The following is a 16321-nucleotide window of genomic DNA, read 5'->3' as shown; positions in this document are numbered from 1 at the left end:
TGTTTATTTCTTAATTAATTTAGCATTCGCCGTTTTATTGGTGTCAGTTTTTACAGTCACCAGATAAGCTCCCTGTACCAAAGCCTGGGTATTAATCTTAGTCACCTTATTCTTAGTCTTCAAACTCTGAAGCTGTCTTCCACTCATATCATATAACAGAATGTCAGCATCTTTAAAATCAAAGCCAATTTCTACATAAGCATAATCTGATACTGGATTTGGATAGATTTTGATATCGTATTTTTCAATTAACTGATCAACCTGCTTGTCTCCCAACTTTACGATCTTCCAGTTTTCTTTTCCTAGTTCTTCTGCACTCGTTCCTGCCATTACAATTGAACCGTCTCTGTTCAATTTTAAATCAGAAAGCCTTTCTTCCTTCTTTTTGGATTCTCCTTTTACATGTTTTCTCCACTGCTCATTTCCGTTTTGGTCAAGATAAAGCATCCAGAAGGTTTCATCATCAGTTTCTATTCTTCCTTCAGCCTGCGTATAACCTCCCAGCAGAATGCCTTTAGACTTCCCGCTTCCATCTTCCTGCTTCCCATTTATTACACTCATTCCCATCAGGATATCTCTATTTTTAAAATTGTAAGACTTCTGCCACTGCTCATCACCTCTTTCATTTAAAGCAATCAGCCAAAGGTCTGTTCCTTCTTCCAGGCCGACAGTTTTATTACCTGATCTTTCTGATCTGGATTCTCCGCCAATGATAAAGCCAGTTGAAGTTAATGCCAGAGTTCTTAAATGATCATCACCTTTTCCTCCAAAGTTCTTTTACCATTCTACTTTCCCATTTTTATCCAGCTTTACAATCCAGTAATCACCTTCGCCAAAGTTTTCTGTTTTCTTTGTCCCACTTACAGAGCTTCTGGAATATATTCCAAGTAGTGTTCCTCTATCACGAGTAGGGATCATCTTCTCTACTTCATCAAGTCCACGTCCTCCCAATGTTTGCTCAGACAGAACCTTCCCGTCCTTATCTAACCTAATGATCAGAACATCTTTTGAACCATAACCTTTAGAGGAATTTTGTACACTTCCAGCAACAAAGAATCCCTGATCTGTAGACTGAATCACAGCTCTTGCTTCTTCATCTGATGAGCTTCCTAAAGTTTTCTGCCATAATTCATCACCAAACTCATTGATTCTAATTAACCAAATGTCTGAGCCACCTTTAGAATCTTCCTTTTTATCAAGTCCCTTTCCTGAATACGATGAGCCAGTGATCAGAAAACCACCGTCCTGAGTAGTAATCGTTGAAGATAAATAGTCGTGATTGTTTCCTGAAAAATATTTTTCAAAAACCTGTTCTCCCTGCTGGTTTAATTTAATCAGATGGAATCGTAACCGTTGTTTTGTTTACTGTTCTGCCTAAGCTTATCGGTCTGAATACTGCTTCCTGTGATCAAATACTGCTGATCAATAGTTGTTGTGATCTGGCTTAAAAAATCCTGGGCTGAGGACTTTATATCTTTCTGCCACACCACTTCCTGGGCAGATATGCCTGTAATAGTGCATAGAGATAATGCACACATGTAGAATTTTTTCATACTTGTGTTGTATTAATTGTTAAATAAATAATGATTTAATTATAGTGTATATGAGAAATACACAAATTGAGTAAAATTATTGTTTCATAGTTATGTTTTTAATGCGTGCAAAATTAGAATTTTTTAGTCTTTATCCAAAAAGAAATTAATTAACTTTCTTTAACAAAACAAAGATACGTCTGCAGTGCGACGAAACTTGTCGTATTATATTTTATATTGTCAGTTTGGAATATCCATCAACCATTTTATATCTGATTGCAATGACGAAAGTAAGATAGTTTCTGATCAACTACAATTTTTTAGTTATGATTTTTTTACATCACTTAAACATCTCATTTCTAACACTTAATAGATTTAAATTATTCTCAATTGAATCCATGTTCTATAATATTTTTCAGCCAAATATTTTGATTATCATTTGTATTAGTACTGATTATTAGTCGCTTATCAGAATATTTTAAAACAACAGAACTTATTAATACTAATAAATCAAAATCGGCTGCCTTTCGGCAGCCGATCCTATTATCTAAAAAATTATTTTCTATATATCAAACCTATCCAGATTCATCACCTTCGTCCATGCAGCAACAAAATCTTTTACAAATTTGCTTTGTGCATCGGAGCTTCCGTACACCTCAGCGATTGCTCTCAATTCAGAATTGGATCCAAAGACAAGATCAGCACGGGTTGCAGTCCATTTTGGCTGGCCGGTTGAACGGTCACTTCCTATATACAGTTCTTTATCATCCGACATTGCTTTCCACTGAGTACTCATGTCTAAAAGATTTACAAAGAAATCATTGGTAAGAATACCCGGACGATTTGTGAAGATCCCATGTTTAGAACCGTCAAAATTTGTATCCAACGCACGCATTCCTCCGATCAATACAGTAAGTTCCGGTGCCGTAAGCGTTAATAATTGTGCCTTATCAATCAGTAAGGATTCTGTAGATACTGCGTATTTTCTTTTCAGATAATTACGGAATCCGTCAGCAGCAGGTTCAAGATAGTTCATAGATTCTACATCAGTCTGCTCCTGCAAAGCGTCCATTCTTCCGGGAACAAAAGGAACTTTCACATCCTGGCCTGCGTTTCTTGCTGCCGCTTCAACAGCAGCATTACCTGCTAAAACGATTAGATCGGCTAATGATATTTTCTTACCTCCGCTTTGAGAATCATTGAACTCTTCTTGAATTCCTTTCAGAACACCTAATACTTTATTTAATTGTGAAGGATTGTTGACCTCCCAGTTTCTCTGAGGTTCAAGTCTGATTCTGGCTCCGTTGGCACCACCACGCTTGTCACTTCCTCTGAAAGTAGAAGCTGAAGCCCACGCTGTAGATACCAGTTCGGAAATACTCAATCCGGAGTTCAGTATTTTTGATTTTAATGCTTCTGCATCATTTTCATCAATCAGTTCGTGGTCCACTTTAGGGATAGGATCCTGCCAGATAAGTTCTTCCTGTGGAACATCCGGCCCCAGATAACGAGCGCGTGGTCCCATGTCTCTGTGGGTAAGCTTGAACCATGCCCTTGCGAATGCATCAGCAAACGCATCAGGGTTTTCATAAAAATGTCTTGAAATTTTTTCGTAAACAGGATCAAATCTTAAAGAAAGATCTGTTGTAAGCATTGTCGGCCTATGCTTTTTAGAAGAATCAAATGCATCAGGAATGATTTCAGCACCATCTTTGGCTACCCATTGGTGAGCGCCTGCAGGGCTTTTTGTCAGTTCCCATTCATTTTCAAAAAGATTTTTAAAGAAATAATTACTCCATTGAGTCGGAGTTTCTGTCCAGGTTACTTCCAGACCGCTGGAAATGGCATCTCTTCCGCTTCCTGATTTATAAGTACTTGCCCATCCGAGTCCCTGCAGCTCTATTCCTGCACCTTCCGGTTCTTTACCTACATGATCTGCAGGACCCGCTCCATGTGTTTTACCAAAAGTATGTCCTCCGGCAATTAAGGCAACAGTTTCTTCATCATTCATCGCCATACGTCCAAAAGTATCACGGATATCTTTAGCTGCTGCAATCGGGTCCGGGTTTCCGTCCGGTCCTTCCGGGTTTACATAAATAAGTCCCATCTGTACGGCAGCTAATGGGTTTTCAAGATTTCTTGAATGAATATCCCCATCTGCATCATCATCTGTAGGAAGAACAGCTGATTTTCCTTCTACTACTCCTTCTGAGCCATGAGCATAACGTAAATCACCTCCAAGCCATGTTTTTTCTGATCCCCAATATACATCGGAATCCGGTTCCCATACGTCTGTACGTCCTCCTGCAAATCCGAATGTTTTAAAGCCCATCGATTCAAGAGCAACGTTTCCGGTAAGAATTAAAAGGTCGGCCCAGGAAATGTTCCTGCCATATTTCTGCTTGATCGGCCAAAGTAATCTTCTGGCTTTATCAAGGCTCACGTTATCCGGCCAGCTGTTTAACGGTGCAAAGCGTTGCTGCCCTGCTCCTGCTCCCCCTCTTCCGTCACCTACACGATACGTTCCCGCACTGTGCCATGCCATACGGATAAAAAGCGGACCATAATGTCCAAAATCTGCCGGCCACCAATCCTGTGAATCTGTCATCAATGCGTGAAGGTCTTTTTTTACAGCCTCCAGATCAAGGCTTTCAAATGCTTTGGCATAGTCAAAATCCTTATCCATAGGATCAGAGAGGGAAGAATGCTGACGAAGCAGATCCACTCTAAGCTGATCAGGCCACCAATCAGAATTTTTGGTTCCGCCGCCGGCGACATTATTCTTCTTCATGGTTCCGTTATGAAACGGGCATTTGCTGATGTCATTCAAATCTTTTTCCATTGTCGTTTATTTTATGTTGATTAATTCAGTTACATTCTCTGTTGTAAGAACATCACAAACCTACAACGTTTAAATAATAAATACAATCTATTAATTTTTATTTAAATGATAGTTAAAAACTATAAATAAATTCTTCTGACCACATTAAACCTAAGACATAATTGTGGTATTAAGTTAATCATTTTTTAAATTCACTGGGTTGGCTTTGCTCTATTTAGAATAACTCAATGTAAGGGAAAAAGCGGGAAGAAGGAAGGAGGAAGCTGGAAGTTATGGCAGACAAAAAATATCTTCAAGACATTTGTATAAATGAATAGGAAATTAGTAGTTAAATAAAAACTGACCCGGTAAGTTTTCTCTGCTCACACTTCCAGCCAAAGACATAAAAAAAATTAACTACCTTTATATTTATCAAAATATGAACACTGCTATGAAAAAAATAATTGTAGTCATTCTCGTTGCTTTTATCATCATTCAATTCTTCCCTATTGATAAGACCAATCCGCCGCTCACACCCGGCATGGATTTTCTGAAAATAAAAAATACTCCGGAAAAAATTACCCGTACCATCAGGACTTCATGTTATGACTGCCATTCCAACGAAACAACATATCCATGGTATGCCAATATTTCCCCTGCATCATGGTGGGTAAAAAATCACATTAATGAAGGCAGAAAAAGCCTTAATTTTTCTACCTTTGCAGTCTATGAGCCTCAAAGACAGCTTCATAAACTGGATGAATGTATAGAAATGGTTGAAAAGAAAGAAATGCCGCTTGAATCTTATTATATAGGGCATCAGAATGCCAAACTTTCGGATGAACAGCGTACAGATCTTATTCAATATTTCAAAAAGGTAAAAGAAGATACTGAGAGAGGAATCATGTTTAATAAATAAAGTTGTGGAAAACTGGGAAAATAAACATATTGTTTTTTTTGACGGAGACTGTGGTGTCTGTAATTTCTGGGTGCAGTGGATTCTGGAGCGGGACAGGAAAGACCAGTTCATGTTTGCTTCTCTTCAGTCTGAATTCGGACAGCAGTTTTTATCCGAAAGGGGGCTAGATACTCATGTATTCAATACCATGTATCTTTGGAAACCGGGAAAATATTATCTGATTAAATCAAGAGCAATATTCCAGATTGCCAAACTTTTAGGAGGAATATACTCCCTCGCTTTTTTAGGTAAAATTATTCCTAAGTTTCTGAGTGACAAAATCTACGATCTTGTTTCGAAAAACAGAATGAAGCTGGCCAATCAGAAGTGTTATCTGCCGGATCAGCACCAGAGAAAGAAGTTTATTCAGGTGTAATTTTTCTTACAGAAAAATATCATTCCATAAGAACTTCTTGCAACACATTAAAATAGGTTGTAGAGATTCCTACGGAATGACAAGCTTAGTGGATAATAACAAGCTGGGATTAGTGATAAAAACTAATTTTCACCACATTCATTACTTATTACTTATAAATTAAGCGACCAAACAGAATAAGAATTTGGTGGGCACTGGATTTTCACCCATTTATCTCCCTGAGTCGTTGGATACCAGCTTGAATTCCCTGTAAAATCTTTAATCTGCTGACTGCTCCAGTTGGTTTCCACCCATCTTTCCTGCCAGCTTGATGAAGTATTGATATAAACAACAAGCCCCGGATTACCATTATACCCGTTTCTTCTTGCTATATATTCATCATTGTCGGTATACAGAATAGAAGTTGTGCCGGTAGCTTTATTATTGTGAATCCAGATCAGGTTGTTAAGTCTTTCTTTGTTCAGCCATTCTTCATAATCCCTGTAAAAAATAGTCGGATATCCTTCATGGGTCAGAATGTAAGCATATGCCGGCATTTTATTGTAGATGATATCTGTATCATGATTGGCTACGAAAGTGACTGCTTTGTAAGGGTTTCTTTTCCACATCATATCATCATTCAGAACATTTAAATTTCCATTGTCAAACGCTTCATCCATTTTATAATAAGCTGCAAAATCAAATACAGAACTGTTGGCATTACTGGACCACCAGTCCAATGTATTCACGTTGGAATCCCATAGCTCTCCCACAGAGAATCCTCCAACCTTAGAATTCCATGTATTGACAACCCACGGGCCAAAACCTTTGACGTAATCAAACCTCCAGCCATCAAATTTCATCACGTTTTTATAATATTTAGCAACAGAATCGTCCCTTCCCCAGAGCCAGTCCTGCACATGAGGATTGGCATGGCACAGATCCGGGAAACCTCCAAAAGCTCCTTCATCATTATTTCCGTAGGCATTCTTATAAAAATCATTATAGTTTCTCTGGAACTTTCCTGAAGCTACTCCCGAAAAATCCGTCCAGGTATTGGTTCCGGTAAAAGGATTGGCTTCGGATTGCCCGCCGCTGTTATGGTTAATCACAATATCTGCATACACCTGCATATTTTCATCATGCGCTTTGGTAATTAATGCCTCCAGCTCGGCCCTTGACCCAAAACGGGTTTCCACACTCCCATTCTGATTAAAGTTTCCAAAATCATAATAATCTGTAGGGTCATATCCCATAGAGTATGCTCCGTTTTGTGCTTTTGATGCGGGAGGCAGCCATACAGCACCAATTCCTGCATTGGACCACGCTGTCAGCTTATCTTTAACAGTATTCCACCAGTTGCCGCCATCAGGAACATCCCAGTAGAAACCCTGCATCAATACGCCACCGCCGGGTCCGGCAATAAATTTACTTTGTGCAGAGCCTGAACCGCTTCCTGTACTGAAAGGCCGCCCGTCATGATTCGTTACATTCACCGTTTTATTGTGGACCTCTTCCTTTTTGGAAGGTTCCATTGTTAATTCATCACTGTTCCGGCATGAGTGAGCAAACGCTAAAGCCAGCAGGGAAAGAAAAAAATATGTTTTTTTCATCGCAATAATTAATTATGAATCTATTAAACAAGATACAATTTTATTAAAAACAAATTCAAATGAATGGGAAATATTTTAATTTTCAATAATAAATCAGGAAGAAAGACATTTAAATTTTTCATTAAAAAATCATAAAATTTTAAGATTCTCGAAACAATTTTTCTTTTAATCCATATATTTGCATACTATGGAATATAACACCCAAAAAACTCAGCTTCATATGCCGGAATACGGCAGAATTATACAACAGTTGGTTGAGCGCTGTAAAGAACTTCCTACCAAAGAGGAAAGGAATGAAATGGCTATGGCAATCATCGATTTTATGGGTCAGAGAAACCCGCAACTTCGCGACGAAGAAAATTATAAACATAAACTTTGGGATCATCTTTTTATTCTTGCAGATTATGATCTGGATGTAGAATCTCCCTATCCGTTTCCTACCAGGGAACAATTGGCTGAAAGACCTAAAAGAATGGAATATCCAAAACTTCAGGGTGACTTTAAGTTTTACGGAAAAAGTATTCTTCAACTGATAGAAAAAGCAATTGAACTAGAAACAGGAGAAGAAAAAGAAGCTCTTATTGAAGTGATTGCCAACAACATGAAGAAGTCTTACAATGTCTATAATAAAGAACATGTGACGGATGATGTGATTTTCCGCCACCTGAAAGAACTGTCTGAAAACAGGTTGGATCTTACCGGAATAGATTCTCTTGAAAAAAGTAAAATCTATTACACCAATAATAACAACAACCGAAATAATAACAATAACAACAGGAACAACAGCAATAATAAGAACAATAACCAGCCCAACAAAAGAAGGCATAATAACAATCATAAAAACAGAAAATAATGAGTGGAACATTTCAAATAAGAGGAGGAAAAAGACTGCAGGGTGAAATAACTCCACAAGGAGCCAAAAATGAGGCTCTACAAATTTTATGTGCGGTTCTCCTGACGGACGAAGAAGTAAGAATCAAAAACATTCCGGATATTCATGATGTGAACAGACTGATTGAAATTCTTGGAGATTTTGGGGTAAAAGTTACGAAAAACGGACAGGGAGATTATACTTTCAAAGCGGATCAGGTAAATTTTGATTATATAAAATCCAGCGAATTCAAAAAAGACGGAGCAAAATTACGTGGATCGATTATGCTGATGGGGCCAATGCTTGCCCGTTATGGAGAAGCTTATATGCCGACTCCGGGAGGTGATAAAATCGGAAGAAGAAGACTGGACACCCACTTCCAGGGACTTGTTGAATTAGGTGCTGAATTTAATTACGATGAAGAAGAATATTTCTACTCTTTAAAAGCTAAAGAATTAAGAGGAAAATTTATCTTACTTGAAGAAGCTTCTGTAACCGGAACTGCCAATATTGTAATGGCAGCTGCTTTGGCAAAAGGTAAAACAAGAATCTACAATGCTGCCTGCGAACCTTATCTTCAGCAATTGTGTAAAATGCTGAACAGAATGGGAGCCAATATCTCAGGAATCGGGTCTAACCTTCTTACCATTGAAGGAGTAGATTATCTGAGAGGAACTGAGCATACGATGCTTCCGGATATGGTTGAAATCGGATCCTGGATTGGTCTTGCAGCGATGACAAAGTCTGAAATCACCATCAAAAATGTAAACTGGAACCAGCTTGGTGTTATCCCTAACACATTCAGAAAATTAGGGATCCAGCTTGAGCAGAGCAATGATGATATTTATATTCCTGCTCAGGAACATTATAAAATCCAGAAATTTATTGACGGATCTATCCTGACTATTTCGGATGCTCCATGGCCAGGATTTACACCGGATTTATTATCTATCATTTTAGTAGTGGCTACTCAGGCAAAAGGAAGTATTCTGGTTCATCAGAAAATGTTTGAATCCAGGTTATTCTTTGTTGATAAATTAATCGACATGGGGGCTCAGATCATTTTATGTGACCCGCACAGAGCTACCGTAATCGGATTGAACCAGGAAGCGCCGTTAAGAGGAACCACAATGGTTTCCCCGGACATCAGAGCCGGAAATGCACTTCTTATTGCTGCGCTTTCAGCAGAAGGAAAATCAATTATCCACAACATCGAGCAAATCGACAGAGGATACGAAAATATCGATGGCAGGCTAAGGGCTATTGGTGCTGACATCGAGAGAATTTAAAATTATTTATTTAAAACAAAAGCGTTCGGAATATTCTGAACGCTTTTTTGTTTGACTACTTTCTTTTTTACCACTGAAATTGTTTTACACTTTATAAAACCACAAAAGTCACAAAAGGGCTCATTTTAAAAGTTCACTTAAGTAAGTTTAAAATACTGTAGAAAAGTTCACATAAGATGAAAATCAAAGATTCACAAACTTAGGTGTGCTTATTACGCAGAAGGTTTGGTTCTGAAAAAAATTACGTGTTTAAACTTTTGTACCTTTTGTGGTTAAAATAATGAATATAAAAGTTTAAACAACCTCCCTGTTAACAATTCTTTGAATTTTCGACACCCCTCCAGAGAAGAGGAATACTCACCCGTCAAATAGCGACCATCAACTCTATATTGGTTTTCAAATAACTTTAAATAAAAAGTGCCCGGTAAAAGAACCGGACACTTTGGGTAATTAAAACTATATGAATCTCACTTAAAAATATGTTCTGCAGGTGTATTCTACCGTCGTATTGATAAGTTTATTTTTATTCAGATAGACCTCAAGCAGCTGAAAGTCTTCTGAATTGACATTAATATATAACTGTACGGAACCAAAACTATATCCGTTCACATACTCTACATTAGCAGATAACACTCTATGACAGATGCCTAATTGATTATAGATAGTGTTCATCAAATGTTCAAATTTCATTTTGCCATTCAACTCTATTTCCAGTAACAATTCTTTTTTAGGCAGGTTTATTTTGTTTTGTAAAACCTGCAGGCCGGGATTAGGTGTAACCATCGCTAAACATTTTTGGGTTAAACATTATCAGATCATATCGCGCTCTGCATTTAAATCTGTGACAAAAATATAAAAAAATATTAGTCCACCAAATTAGTGGACTAATATTTTTAAAAATTTAACATAAAAAAAAGAAGCCTCTTCAGCTTCTCTATATTTTTTAAAGGGTTCCTACTCTTTCAAGTTTCTCTGAACCTGCCAGCCCATTAGGGTTACAACCAGGTTCTCCTTCAGGAACTTTCAGGTTTTTCTTAGTATAAAATTCTTCCCAGAATGTATTCGTTTTTCCCGTTTTGGGATCAATAAAGGTCATAGGTTCCAATTTAAAAATATGATCTTCACGAAAAGCTCTTTCCACAAAATCCGAACAGTAATATGAGTTTTCATCCAGAATGTAATTAAAATTATAAGGTTTTCCCAGCATGGAGTGTGCTTTTTTAACAGCTTCAGGAATGGCTTTCCGGTATTCTTGTTTTAAACGGTAAACCATCACCTCCTGCCCTTCTTCTTTCTGATCTTTTATAAAATCCTTAAGGTTCTGTTTTTGTGAACCGCCTTTTGGAGCAGCATGCAGGACATAAAAACGGCTATCTTCTTTTTCAAGAATTCCTATATGGTCAAATGAAGCAGACTTTTGCTTTTGAGTGACGTTATTGATGGCTCCGGATAGCCCGGATTCTTTTGCCGTAACAAAAAGCAGATCTCCGTTTTTGAGCTGTACCGTTCCGGGAGAATTACTGTTACATTGAGCCAATATGACCAATAAACAGAACCAAAATCCTGTAACTGTAATTCCTTTAATTTTTTTTCTGAAAGACATTGTAAATTCTGACATCTGATTATACTTCCGGAATCAAAATTACAAAATAGAATTCATTACATTTGTGGGAATATTGATGTATTCTTCCTATCAACCCAAACATTTTCAACATTCTCATGCCACATATTTTATTAGTTGAAGACGACGACAGACTTTCAAAATTGATTGCAAAAGGATTCCAGGAAGCTCAGTTTGAGGTTACTGTGGCTTACGATGGAATTTCAGGGATGAAACTGGCCCTGCAGAATCATTTTGATCTGATTGTAACGGATATTGTACTGCCCAAAAAAGATGGACTTGAATTTTGCAGTGAGATCAAAACTCTAAAACCTGATCTTCCTGTCATTATGCTTACCGCACTGGGAACTACTGATGATAAACTGGAAGGGTTTGATGCCGGAGCGGATGATTACCTCACCAAACCTTTTGAAATGCGGGAACTGGTGGCAAGAATCAAAGTACTTCTGAAACGCTTTTCACAACAGAGACACCAGAAGGTTTTTGTACTGAGATATGATGGAATTGAAATGAATCTGGAACAGAAAACAGTAATCAGAGATCATATCCCGATCAAGTTAACGCCCAAAGAGTTTAATCTTCTGAAATTTATGCTTGAAAATTCAGAAAGAGTTCTTTCCCGAAGTGAAATTGCAGAGAAAGTATGGGAAACCCATTTTGATACCGGAACCAATTTTATTGATGTCTATATTAATTACCTCCGGAAGAAAATTGACAAAGATTTTGAAACCAAGCTTATTCACACCAAGGCCGGCATGGGATTTATTCTGAAGAAAAATTACGAGTCAGGCATTGTGCAATAATGATGGAAATAAATTAAAAATATTCGGATGAAAATCAGGACCCGGCTAACACTGCTTTTTACCTTAATCACTGCAATGCTTGTAAGTGTTTACAGTATTTCGATCTATTATTCATCCAAGGAAGCCAGAGAGCAATCTTTTTACAGCGAACTCCAAAACGAAGCCATCGCCAAAGCGGACCTGTTTTTCAGAAGTTCATTACCTGAGCAGGAAATGCATAAGCTCTATCAAAACAATACCAGAACACTGAATGAGGTTCAGGTAGCAATTTATGATAGTAATAAGCAATTGGTTTATCATGATGATGCCAGAGTAGATTATGTAAAGGAAACCCCTGAAATGCTTTCACAGATATTCAGGAAAAAAAGAATCAGTTTCTTTTTAAATGATCTGCAGGTCATCGGAATGGTGTATCATTATGAAGGAAAATCTTATGCTGTAACGGCCGCGGCTTATGACAAATACGGATACGAATATCTCACACATCTTTTAACCATCAGTATTGTTTCCTTTTTCAGTATTCTGATCCTGATCTATCTTTCAGGAATATTCCTTTCCAAAAAAGCATTGAGCCCGCTCAGTGATATGGTAAATCAGATCAAAAAGATGACTGCCGGAAAATTACAGCTGCGCCTGAAAACAACTAAGGAAAAAGATGAGCTTAATGAACTGGCCCAAAACTTCAACGGAATGCTGGAGCGGCTTGAAAATTCTTTTGACTCTCAAAAGCACTTCGTAGCGAATATTTCGCACGAACTGAGAACCCCTCTATCAGCCATTATTACAGAACTTGAACTGGCTTCCGAAAAAGATAAAACCAAAGAAGAATATCAGAAAACCATCCGATATGCGCTGGAAGATGCCCGAAATATGGTAAAGCTTTCCAACAGTCTGATGGATCTTGCCAAAGCGAGCTATGATCCCAATGAAATCAGTTTTTCTGAAGTACGCCTGGATGAAGTTCTCCTGGAATCTTATACCAAAACAATAAAAGAAAATTCAAAATATAAAGTTTCACTCAACATAGAAGACTCAGTAGAAGAACACCAGCTTATCATCCAGGGAAATGAATACCTTCTGCAGGTTGCTTTTAATAATCTCATTGACAACGCCTGCAAATATTCACCGGACCATACTTGCCTGATTGACGTGAAAGTTCACTCCAAGACTCTTACCATCAGCTTCAGCAATATAGGAAATATCATTTCTAAAGAAGATTTACAGCATATTTTCAAGCCATTTTACAGAAGTGAAGCCTCCCGGCAGGAAAAAGGGCATGGAATAGGATTATTTCTTACTGAAAAGATCATTAATCTTCACCATGCAAAAATCAACGCAGTATCAGAATACAATGAGACTGTTTTCACAGTTCTATTTGATATTATATAACCTTCTGAAGAAACAGGGTTCATTACCTTTTTTTGCGCTGATAACAGATATTCACGATAAAAACTATACTGCTGGTCACAAAAGGTATAATGTGTAAAAAATGTCTGAATAAAAGAGTCCCGGACTTTTTTTCTTCTGCAATACTTTGTATGCCCAAACCAACGAAAAAAAGTGAGATCAGAAGCAGAACAAGCTGTATTTTCCAATGTATTCTTATCATGGGATAAATCTTTTAATGACCAGATGTTCTGCTAAAAACAGTTGTTCCTATACTTGCAGCGATAACACAGCCAATAGAAATCCACTGTACAAAAGATAACTTTTCAGCAAGGAAAACCAATCCTGAAAGTGCAGCAAATGCAGGTTCCAGACTCATCAGAATACTGAAAGTTTTAGCCGGAAGTCTTTTCAAAGCCATAATTTCCAAAGAAAACGGCAAGGCACTCGAAAGAATAGCCACACCAAGACCTTTCACAAAAATGGTCGGTGTCAGGTTGAAAACAGCACCATCCCATATGGTAAAAGGAATAATCACCAGACTCGCAAATATCATTCCTGTTGTTACAGCATCCTTTCCGTCCATTATTTTAGAAACCTTACCTCCCATGATGATATAAACAGCCCAGAACATTCCTGCCAGAAAAGCCAATCCGAGACCTATTAAATCTACATGATTATTTTGCCACGGAACGATCAGTAAAATTCCCGCACAAGCCAGCAAAGCCCATACTACATCAAGCAGCTTACGGGATAAAGCCAGTGCAAGAAATAAAGGCCCCGCAAATTCTACAGTCACAGCCAGTCCCAATGGAATCCTTTGAATTGCCATATAAAAAATAAGATTCATTGCTGCCAGCCCGATTCCATATATTGCACAATATTGCCACTTCTGTCTGTTAAATGTTAAAAATTTCGGACGGTTAATCAAGGTAAGCAGAACCGCTGAAAGTACAATTCTTAAAGTAACTGTACCAATAGCACCTATTGCCGGAAAAAGCTGCTTCGCAATGGATGCTCCACCCTGCACACAGATGATTGCTAAAAGCGTAGCCGGTATTGCTATATTTGATTTTTTCATGCCTAAAATATATCATTCAAAAGATTTTGGAAAGAAACTTCCGCGATTAACAAACTCTTATTTTATACTTAAACCATGAAATTTACTATATAAAATAACTGCTACCAAATGTATTGATTTTTTCCCTTTTGCAATGGATACAGTTCTCACTTATTAATAAGACTTAATAAATATTTTTAATTCCTTTCACTCTAAACAAGAAATTATTTTCTCTAATAATTTTCTAATCATATTCTAAAGCTTTTCTAACTGCATAAAACCCCGGCTCTTTTTACTTTTGCACAGTAAAAATAAAGCATATGGACCCAGATCCTTACAGTAATTATCAATCTTAAAGCTTTAGTTGTACCACTTTTCCCGTACAGCTGAAAAAGCTTTATAAAAACAGGAAAAGTTATGAATACCTTTGAATTCACCCTTCGTTTACTGACTACATTCTGCCTGGGAGCCGGTATTGGCTTCGAAAGACAATGGCGTAAAAAGAATGCAGGTCTCCGTACCAACACACTCGTATGCATCGGCTCTTCAGCTTTCGTATTGATAGCCATCAGAATTGGTGGTGATGCAGCCGGAAGAATTACCTCTTATATTGTCAGCGGAATCGGTTTTCTCGGCGGCGGCGTTATTATGAAAGACGGCCTAACCGTGAGAGGGCTCAATACAGCAGCCACATTATGGTGCTCTGCAGCCATAGGTGCATTGTGTGCTCTCGGATATCCTAAAGAAGCCCTTATTACAGTCTTCTTCATTATTTCTACCAACATATTCCTGAGACCCACTTTATCCTCAAAAAAAGAAGCAAGGAGCAAAAAACTGCTCAACAACAGGAAAAACAATACAGAAAAAATAAAAATCAGCAACAGCACTCAATTGTTTTAAGAGCATGAAAAAAATAATCTTAAGCAGTATAATTCTCTTTGCAGTCTCCTGTAAGGACAATATACCTCAGCAAAACAACGAACGGGAAATAATCATTCAGGGTAACCAGGTTACCATCCCGGAAAACAATCCTGTATTCAAGAAAATTAAAGTACAGATCGTCACAGAGCAGGAACACAGTGATGGTGTTGTTTCAGCAGGAACAATTCAGGCCATTCCCAACCATTATGCAGAAATTGCCAGTCCTTTTTCCGGAAGAATTACCAAATCCTTTATTCAGCTTGGACAAAATGTTTCTGCCGGAAGCCCTCTTTTTGAAATCCTTTCTTCTGATTATTTTTCAGTTCAGAAGGATTATACAGATGCTCTGAATGATGTACAGCTTGCAGAAAAAAATTACAGACGCCAGCAGGATCTGGTCAGACACGGAGTAGGCATTCAGAAAGAACTGGACGAAGCGGAAACCGATTTCAAAAATAAAAGAACATCTCTTTCCAATGCTTCTTCAGCCTTAAAAGTATATAACAGCAAAGGCGGGGGTATAGGAAGCCCTCTTATTGTAAGGGCTCCCATTAACGGAGAAGTTATTTCCAACAGAATTGTAAACGGCCAATATCTGAAGGGAGATGCAGATCCGGTGATCATGATTGCAGAATTATCAAAAGTCTGGATTTCGGGTGATGTAAAGGAAAAAGACATCCGCTTTGTCAATACAGGAGATCAGGTTTCAGTAAAAGTAAGCGCCTATCCGGACAGAAATATTACCGGAAAAGTATATCACATCAATGAAATAGTGGATAAAGATACCCGAAGCATCAAAGTCCTTATTGAATGTGATAATCCTGACCGGAAACTAAAACCGGGAAAGTACGCCACCGTGAGCTTCTCAACAACACCTGAAAAAGCTGTGATGATTCCTGTAACATCCTTAATGCAGCACGACAGCTCCCAATATGTGTGGGTAAAAACCGGTAAGAACCAGTTTGCCAAACGTTTTGTGACTACAGGAGAAACGGATCAGAAAAAAGTAAGAATCACAGCAGGCTTAAACCCCGGAGAAATCATCATGACCGATGAGGAATTTATATGCCGGATGTGAAATAATGTAAATG

Annotated in this window: 16 protein-coding genes; 8 read left to right on the top strand and 8 right to left on the bottom strand. The window is 37.9% G+C overall.

Features of this window, described 5'->3' with window-relative positions; translation table 11 throughout:
* Positions 1-3 precede the first annotated feature (3 nt).
* The 4 genes from ACE3RB_RS03415 to katG form a co-directional block, all read right to left on the bottom strand.
* Entirely contained in the window at positions 4-561 is a 558-nt protein-coding gene (locus tag ACE3RB_RS03415) for a T9SS type A sorting domain-containing protein (protein WP_374462906.1), read from the bottom strand.
* 216 nt (positions 562-777) lie between these two features.
* Complete coding sequence (locus ACE3RB_RS03410) at positions 778-1080, bottom strand: hypothetical protein (protein ID WP_374462905.1); 303 nt, start codon at positions 1078-1080, stop codon at positions 778-780.
* Positions 1081-1334: 254 nt separating this feature from the next.
* Entirely contained in the window at positions 1335-1553 is a 219-nt protein-coding gene (locus tag ACE3RB_RS03405; RefSeq protein WP_374462904.1) for a hypothetical protein, read from the bottom strand.
* A 541-nt stretch (positions 1554-2094) separates the two neighbouring features.
* The gene (katG, locus tag ACE3RB_RS03400) at positions 2095-4374 is read right to left on the bottom strand and encodes a catalase/peroxidase HPI (RefSeq protein ID WP_374462903.1); all 2280 of its coding nucleotides are present in this window, start codon (positions 4372-4374) and stop codon (positions 2095-2097) included.
* A 430-nt stretch (positions 4375-4804) separates the two neighbouring features.
* On the opposite strand from katG, the gene ACE3RB_RS03395 reads away from it, so the two are divergent.
* Together ACE3RB_RS03395 and ACE3RB_RS03390 are read left to right on the top strand one after the other, a co-directional pair.
* Entirely contained in the window at positions 4805-5272 is a 468-nt protein-coding gene (locus ACE3RB_RS03395) for a heme-binding domain-containing protein (RefSeq protein WP_374462902.1), read from the top strand.
* 4 nt (positions 5273-5276) lie between these two features.
* Positions 5277-5687 carry a thiol-disulfide oxidoreductase DCC family protein gene (locus tag ACE3RB_RS03390; RefSeq protein WP_374462901.1) on the top strand — a complete coding sequence of 137 codons (411 nt, stop codon included), beginning with the start codon at positions 5277-5279 and terminating at the stop codon, positions 5685-5687.
* 152 nt (positions 5688-5839) lie between these two features.
* On the opposite strand, the gene ACE3RB_RS03385 is transcribed toward ACE3RB_RS03390, so the two are convergent.
* On the bottom strand, positions 5840-7279 hold the full coding sequence (locus tag ACE3RB_RS03385; RefSeq protein WP_131435757.1) for an alpha-amylase: 1440 nt from the start codon (positions 7277-7279) through the stop codon (positions 5840-5842).
* A 187-nt stretch (positions 7280-7466) separates the two neighbouring features.
* Between ACE3RB_RS03385 and ACE3RB_RS03380 the strand changes: the two genes are divergently transcribed.
* Together ACE3RB_RS03380 and murA are read left to right on the top strand one after the other, a co-directional pair.
* Positions 7467-8132, top strand: a complete 666-nt coding sequence (locus ACE3RB_RS03380; protein WP_002976781.1) for a DUF4290 domain-containing protein — start codon at positions 7467-7469, stop codon at positions 8130-8132.
* Positions 8132-9439 carry a UDP-N-acetylglucosamine 1-carboxyvinyltransferase gene (gene murA / locus ACE3RB_RS03375; RefSeq protein ID WP_374462900.1) on the top strand — a complete coding sequence of 436 codons (1308 nt, stop codon included), beginning with the start codon at positions 8132-8134 and terminating at the stop codon, positions 9437-9439. Before ACE3RB_RS03380 ends, murA begins: the two co-directional genes overlap by 1 nt.
* A 471-nt stretch (positions 9440-9910) precedes the next feature.
* Here murA and ACE3RB_RS03370 read toward each other — a convergent pair whose 3' ends face one another.
* Both ACE3RB_RS03370 and ACE3RB_RS03365 read right to left on the bottom strand, forming a co-directional pair.
* Positions 9911-10222, bottom strand: a complete 312-nt coding sequence (locus tag ACE3RB_RS03370; RefSeq protein ID WP_002976779.1) for a hypothetical protein — start codon at positions 10220-10222, stop codon at positions 9911-9913.
* A 160-nt stretch (positions 10223-10382) separates the two neighbouring features.
* A complete protein-coding gene (locus tag ACE3RB_RS03365; protein WP_374462899.1) occupies positions 10383-11057 on the bottom strand; it encodes a YiiX/YebB-like N1pC/P60 family cysteine hydrolase in 675 nt (224 codons plus the stop codon).
* 101 nt (positions 11058-11158) lie between these two features.
* Here ACE3RB_RS03365 and ACE3RB_RS03360 point away from each other — a divergent pair, with 101 nt between their 5' ends.
* The gene (locus tag ACE3RB_RS03360; RefSeq protein WP_374462898.1) at positions 11159-11863 is read left to right on the top strand and encodes a response regulator transcription factor; all 705 of its coding nucleotides are present in this window, start codon (positions 11159-11161) and stop codon (positions 11861-11863) included.
* Between the two features lie 27 nt (positions 11864-11890).
* Entirely contained in the window at positions 11891-13252 is a 1362-nt protein-coding gene (locus ACE3RB_RS03355) for an ATP-binding protein (protein ID WP_374462897.1), read from the top strand.
* A 232-nt stretch (positions 13253-13484) separates the two neighbouring features.
* Here ACE3RB_RS03355 and ACE3RB_RS03350 read toward each other — a convergent pair whose 3' ends face one another.
* A complete protein-coding gene (locus ACE3RB_RS03350) occupies positions 13485-14330 on the bottom strand; it encodes a DMT family transporter (protein WP_374462896.1) in 846 nt (281 codons plus the stop codon).
* 396 nt (positions 14331-14726) lie between these two features.
* Here ACE3RB_RS03350 and ACE3RB_RS03345 point away from each other — a divergent pair, with 396 nt between their 5' ends.
* Both ACE3RB_RS03345 and ACE3RB_RS03340 read left to right on the top strand, forming a co-directional pair.
* Positions 14727-15209, top strand: coding sequence for an MgtC/SapB family protein (locus tag ACE3RB_RS03345; protein WP_374462895.1), 483 nt, complete (start codon positions 14727-14729; stop codon positions 15207-15209).
* Between the two features lie 4 nt (positions 15210-15213).
* Complete coding sequence (locus ACE3RB_RS03340; protein WP_374462894.1) at positions 15214-16308, top strand: efflux RND transporter periplasmic adaptor subunit; 1095 nt, start codon at positions 15214-15216, stop codon at positions 16306-16308.
* Positions 16309-16321: the final 13 nt, after the last annotated feature.

Source organism: Chryseobacterium sp., assembly GCF_041914225.1.
In the GTDB taxonomy this organism is placed as follows: Bacteria; Bacteroidota; Bacteroidia; order Flavobacteriales; family Weeksellaceae; genus Chryseobacterium.
Note: the sequence above shows the minus strand (reverse complement) of the source record. Positions and strands in the feature narration are given on the sequence as shown.

What these genes read in the sequence shown, in the direction of transcription:
- ACE3RB_RS03415 (WP_374462906.1), bottom strand. Translation starts at nt 561, where the DNA reads ATGAGTGTAATAAATGGGAAGCAGGAAGATGGAAGCGGGAAGTCTAAA.
- ACE3RB_RS03405 (WP_374462904.1), bottom strand. Translation starts at nt 1,553, where the DNA reads ATGAAAAAATTCTACATGTGTGCATTATCTCTATGCACTATTACAGGC.
- katG (WP_374462903.1), bottom strand. Translation starts at nt 4,374, where the DNA reads ATGGAAAAAGATTTGAATGACATCAGCAAATGCCCGTTTCATAACGGA.
- ACE3RB_RS03395 (WP_374462902.1), top strand. Translation starts at nt 4,805, where the DNA reads ATGAAAAAAATAATTGTAGTCATTCTCGTTGCTTTTATCATCATTCAA.
- ACE3RB_RS03385 (WP_131435757.1), bottom strand. Translation starts at nt 7,279, where the DNA reads ATGAAAAAAACATATTTTTTTCTTTCCCTGCTGGCTTTAGCGTTTGCT.
- ACE3RB_RS03380 (WP_002976781.1), top strand. Translation starts at nt 7,467, where the DNA reads ATGGAATATAACACCCAAAAAACTCAGCTTCATATGCCGGAATACGGC.
- murA (WP_374462900.1), top strand. Translation starts at nt 8,132, where the DNA reads ATGAGTGGAACATTTCAAATAAGAGGAGGAAAAAGACTGCAGGGTGAA.
- ACE3RB_RS03370 (WP_002976779.1), bottom strand. Translation starts at nt 10,222, where the DNA reads ATGGTTACACCTAATCCCGGCCTGCAGGTTTTACAAAACAAAATAAAC.
- ACE3RB_RS03365 (WP_374462899.1), bottom strand. Translation starts at nt 11,057, where the DNA reads ATGTCAGAATTTACAATGTCTTTCAGAAAAAAAATTAAAGGAATTACA.
- ACE3RB_RS03360 (WP_374462898.1), top strand. Translation starts at nt 11,159, where the DNA reads ATGCCACATATTTTATTAGTTGAAGACGACGACAGACTTTCAAAATTG.
- ACE3RB_RS03355 (WP_374462897.1), top strand. Translation starts at nt 11,891, where the DNA reads ATGAAAATCAGGACCCGGCTAACACTGCTTTTTACCTTAATCACTGCA.
- ACE3RB_RS03350 (WP_374462896.1), bottom strand. Translation starts at nt 14,330, where the DNA reads ATGAAAAAATCAAATATAGCAATACCGGCTACGCTTTTAGCAATCATC.
- ACE3RB_RS03345 (WP_374462895.1), top strand. Translation starts at nt 14,727, where the DNA reads ATGAATACCTTTGAATTCACCCTTCGTTTACTGACTACATTCTGCCTG.
- ACE3RB_RS03340 (WP_374462894.1), top strand. Translation starts at nt 15,214, where the DNA reads ATGAAAAAAATAATCTTAAGCAGTATAATTCTCTTTGCAGTCTCCTGT.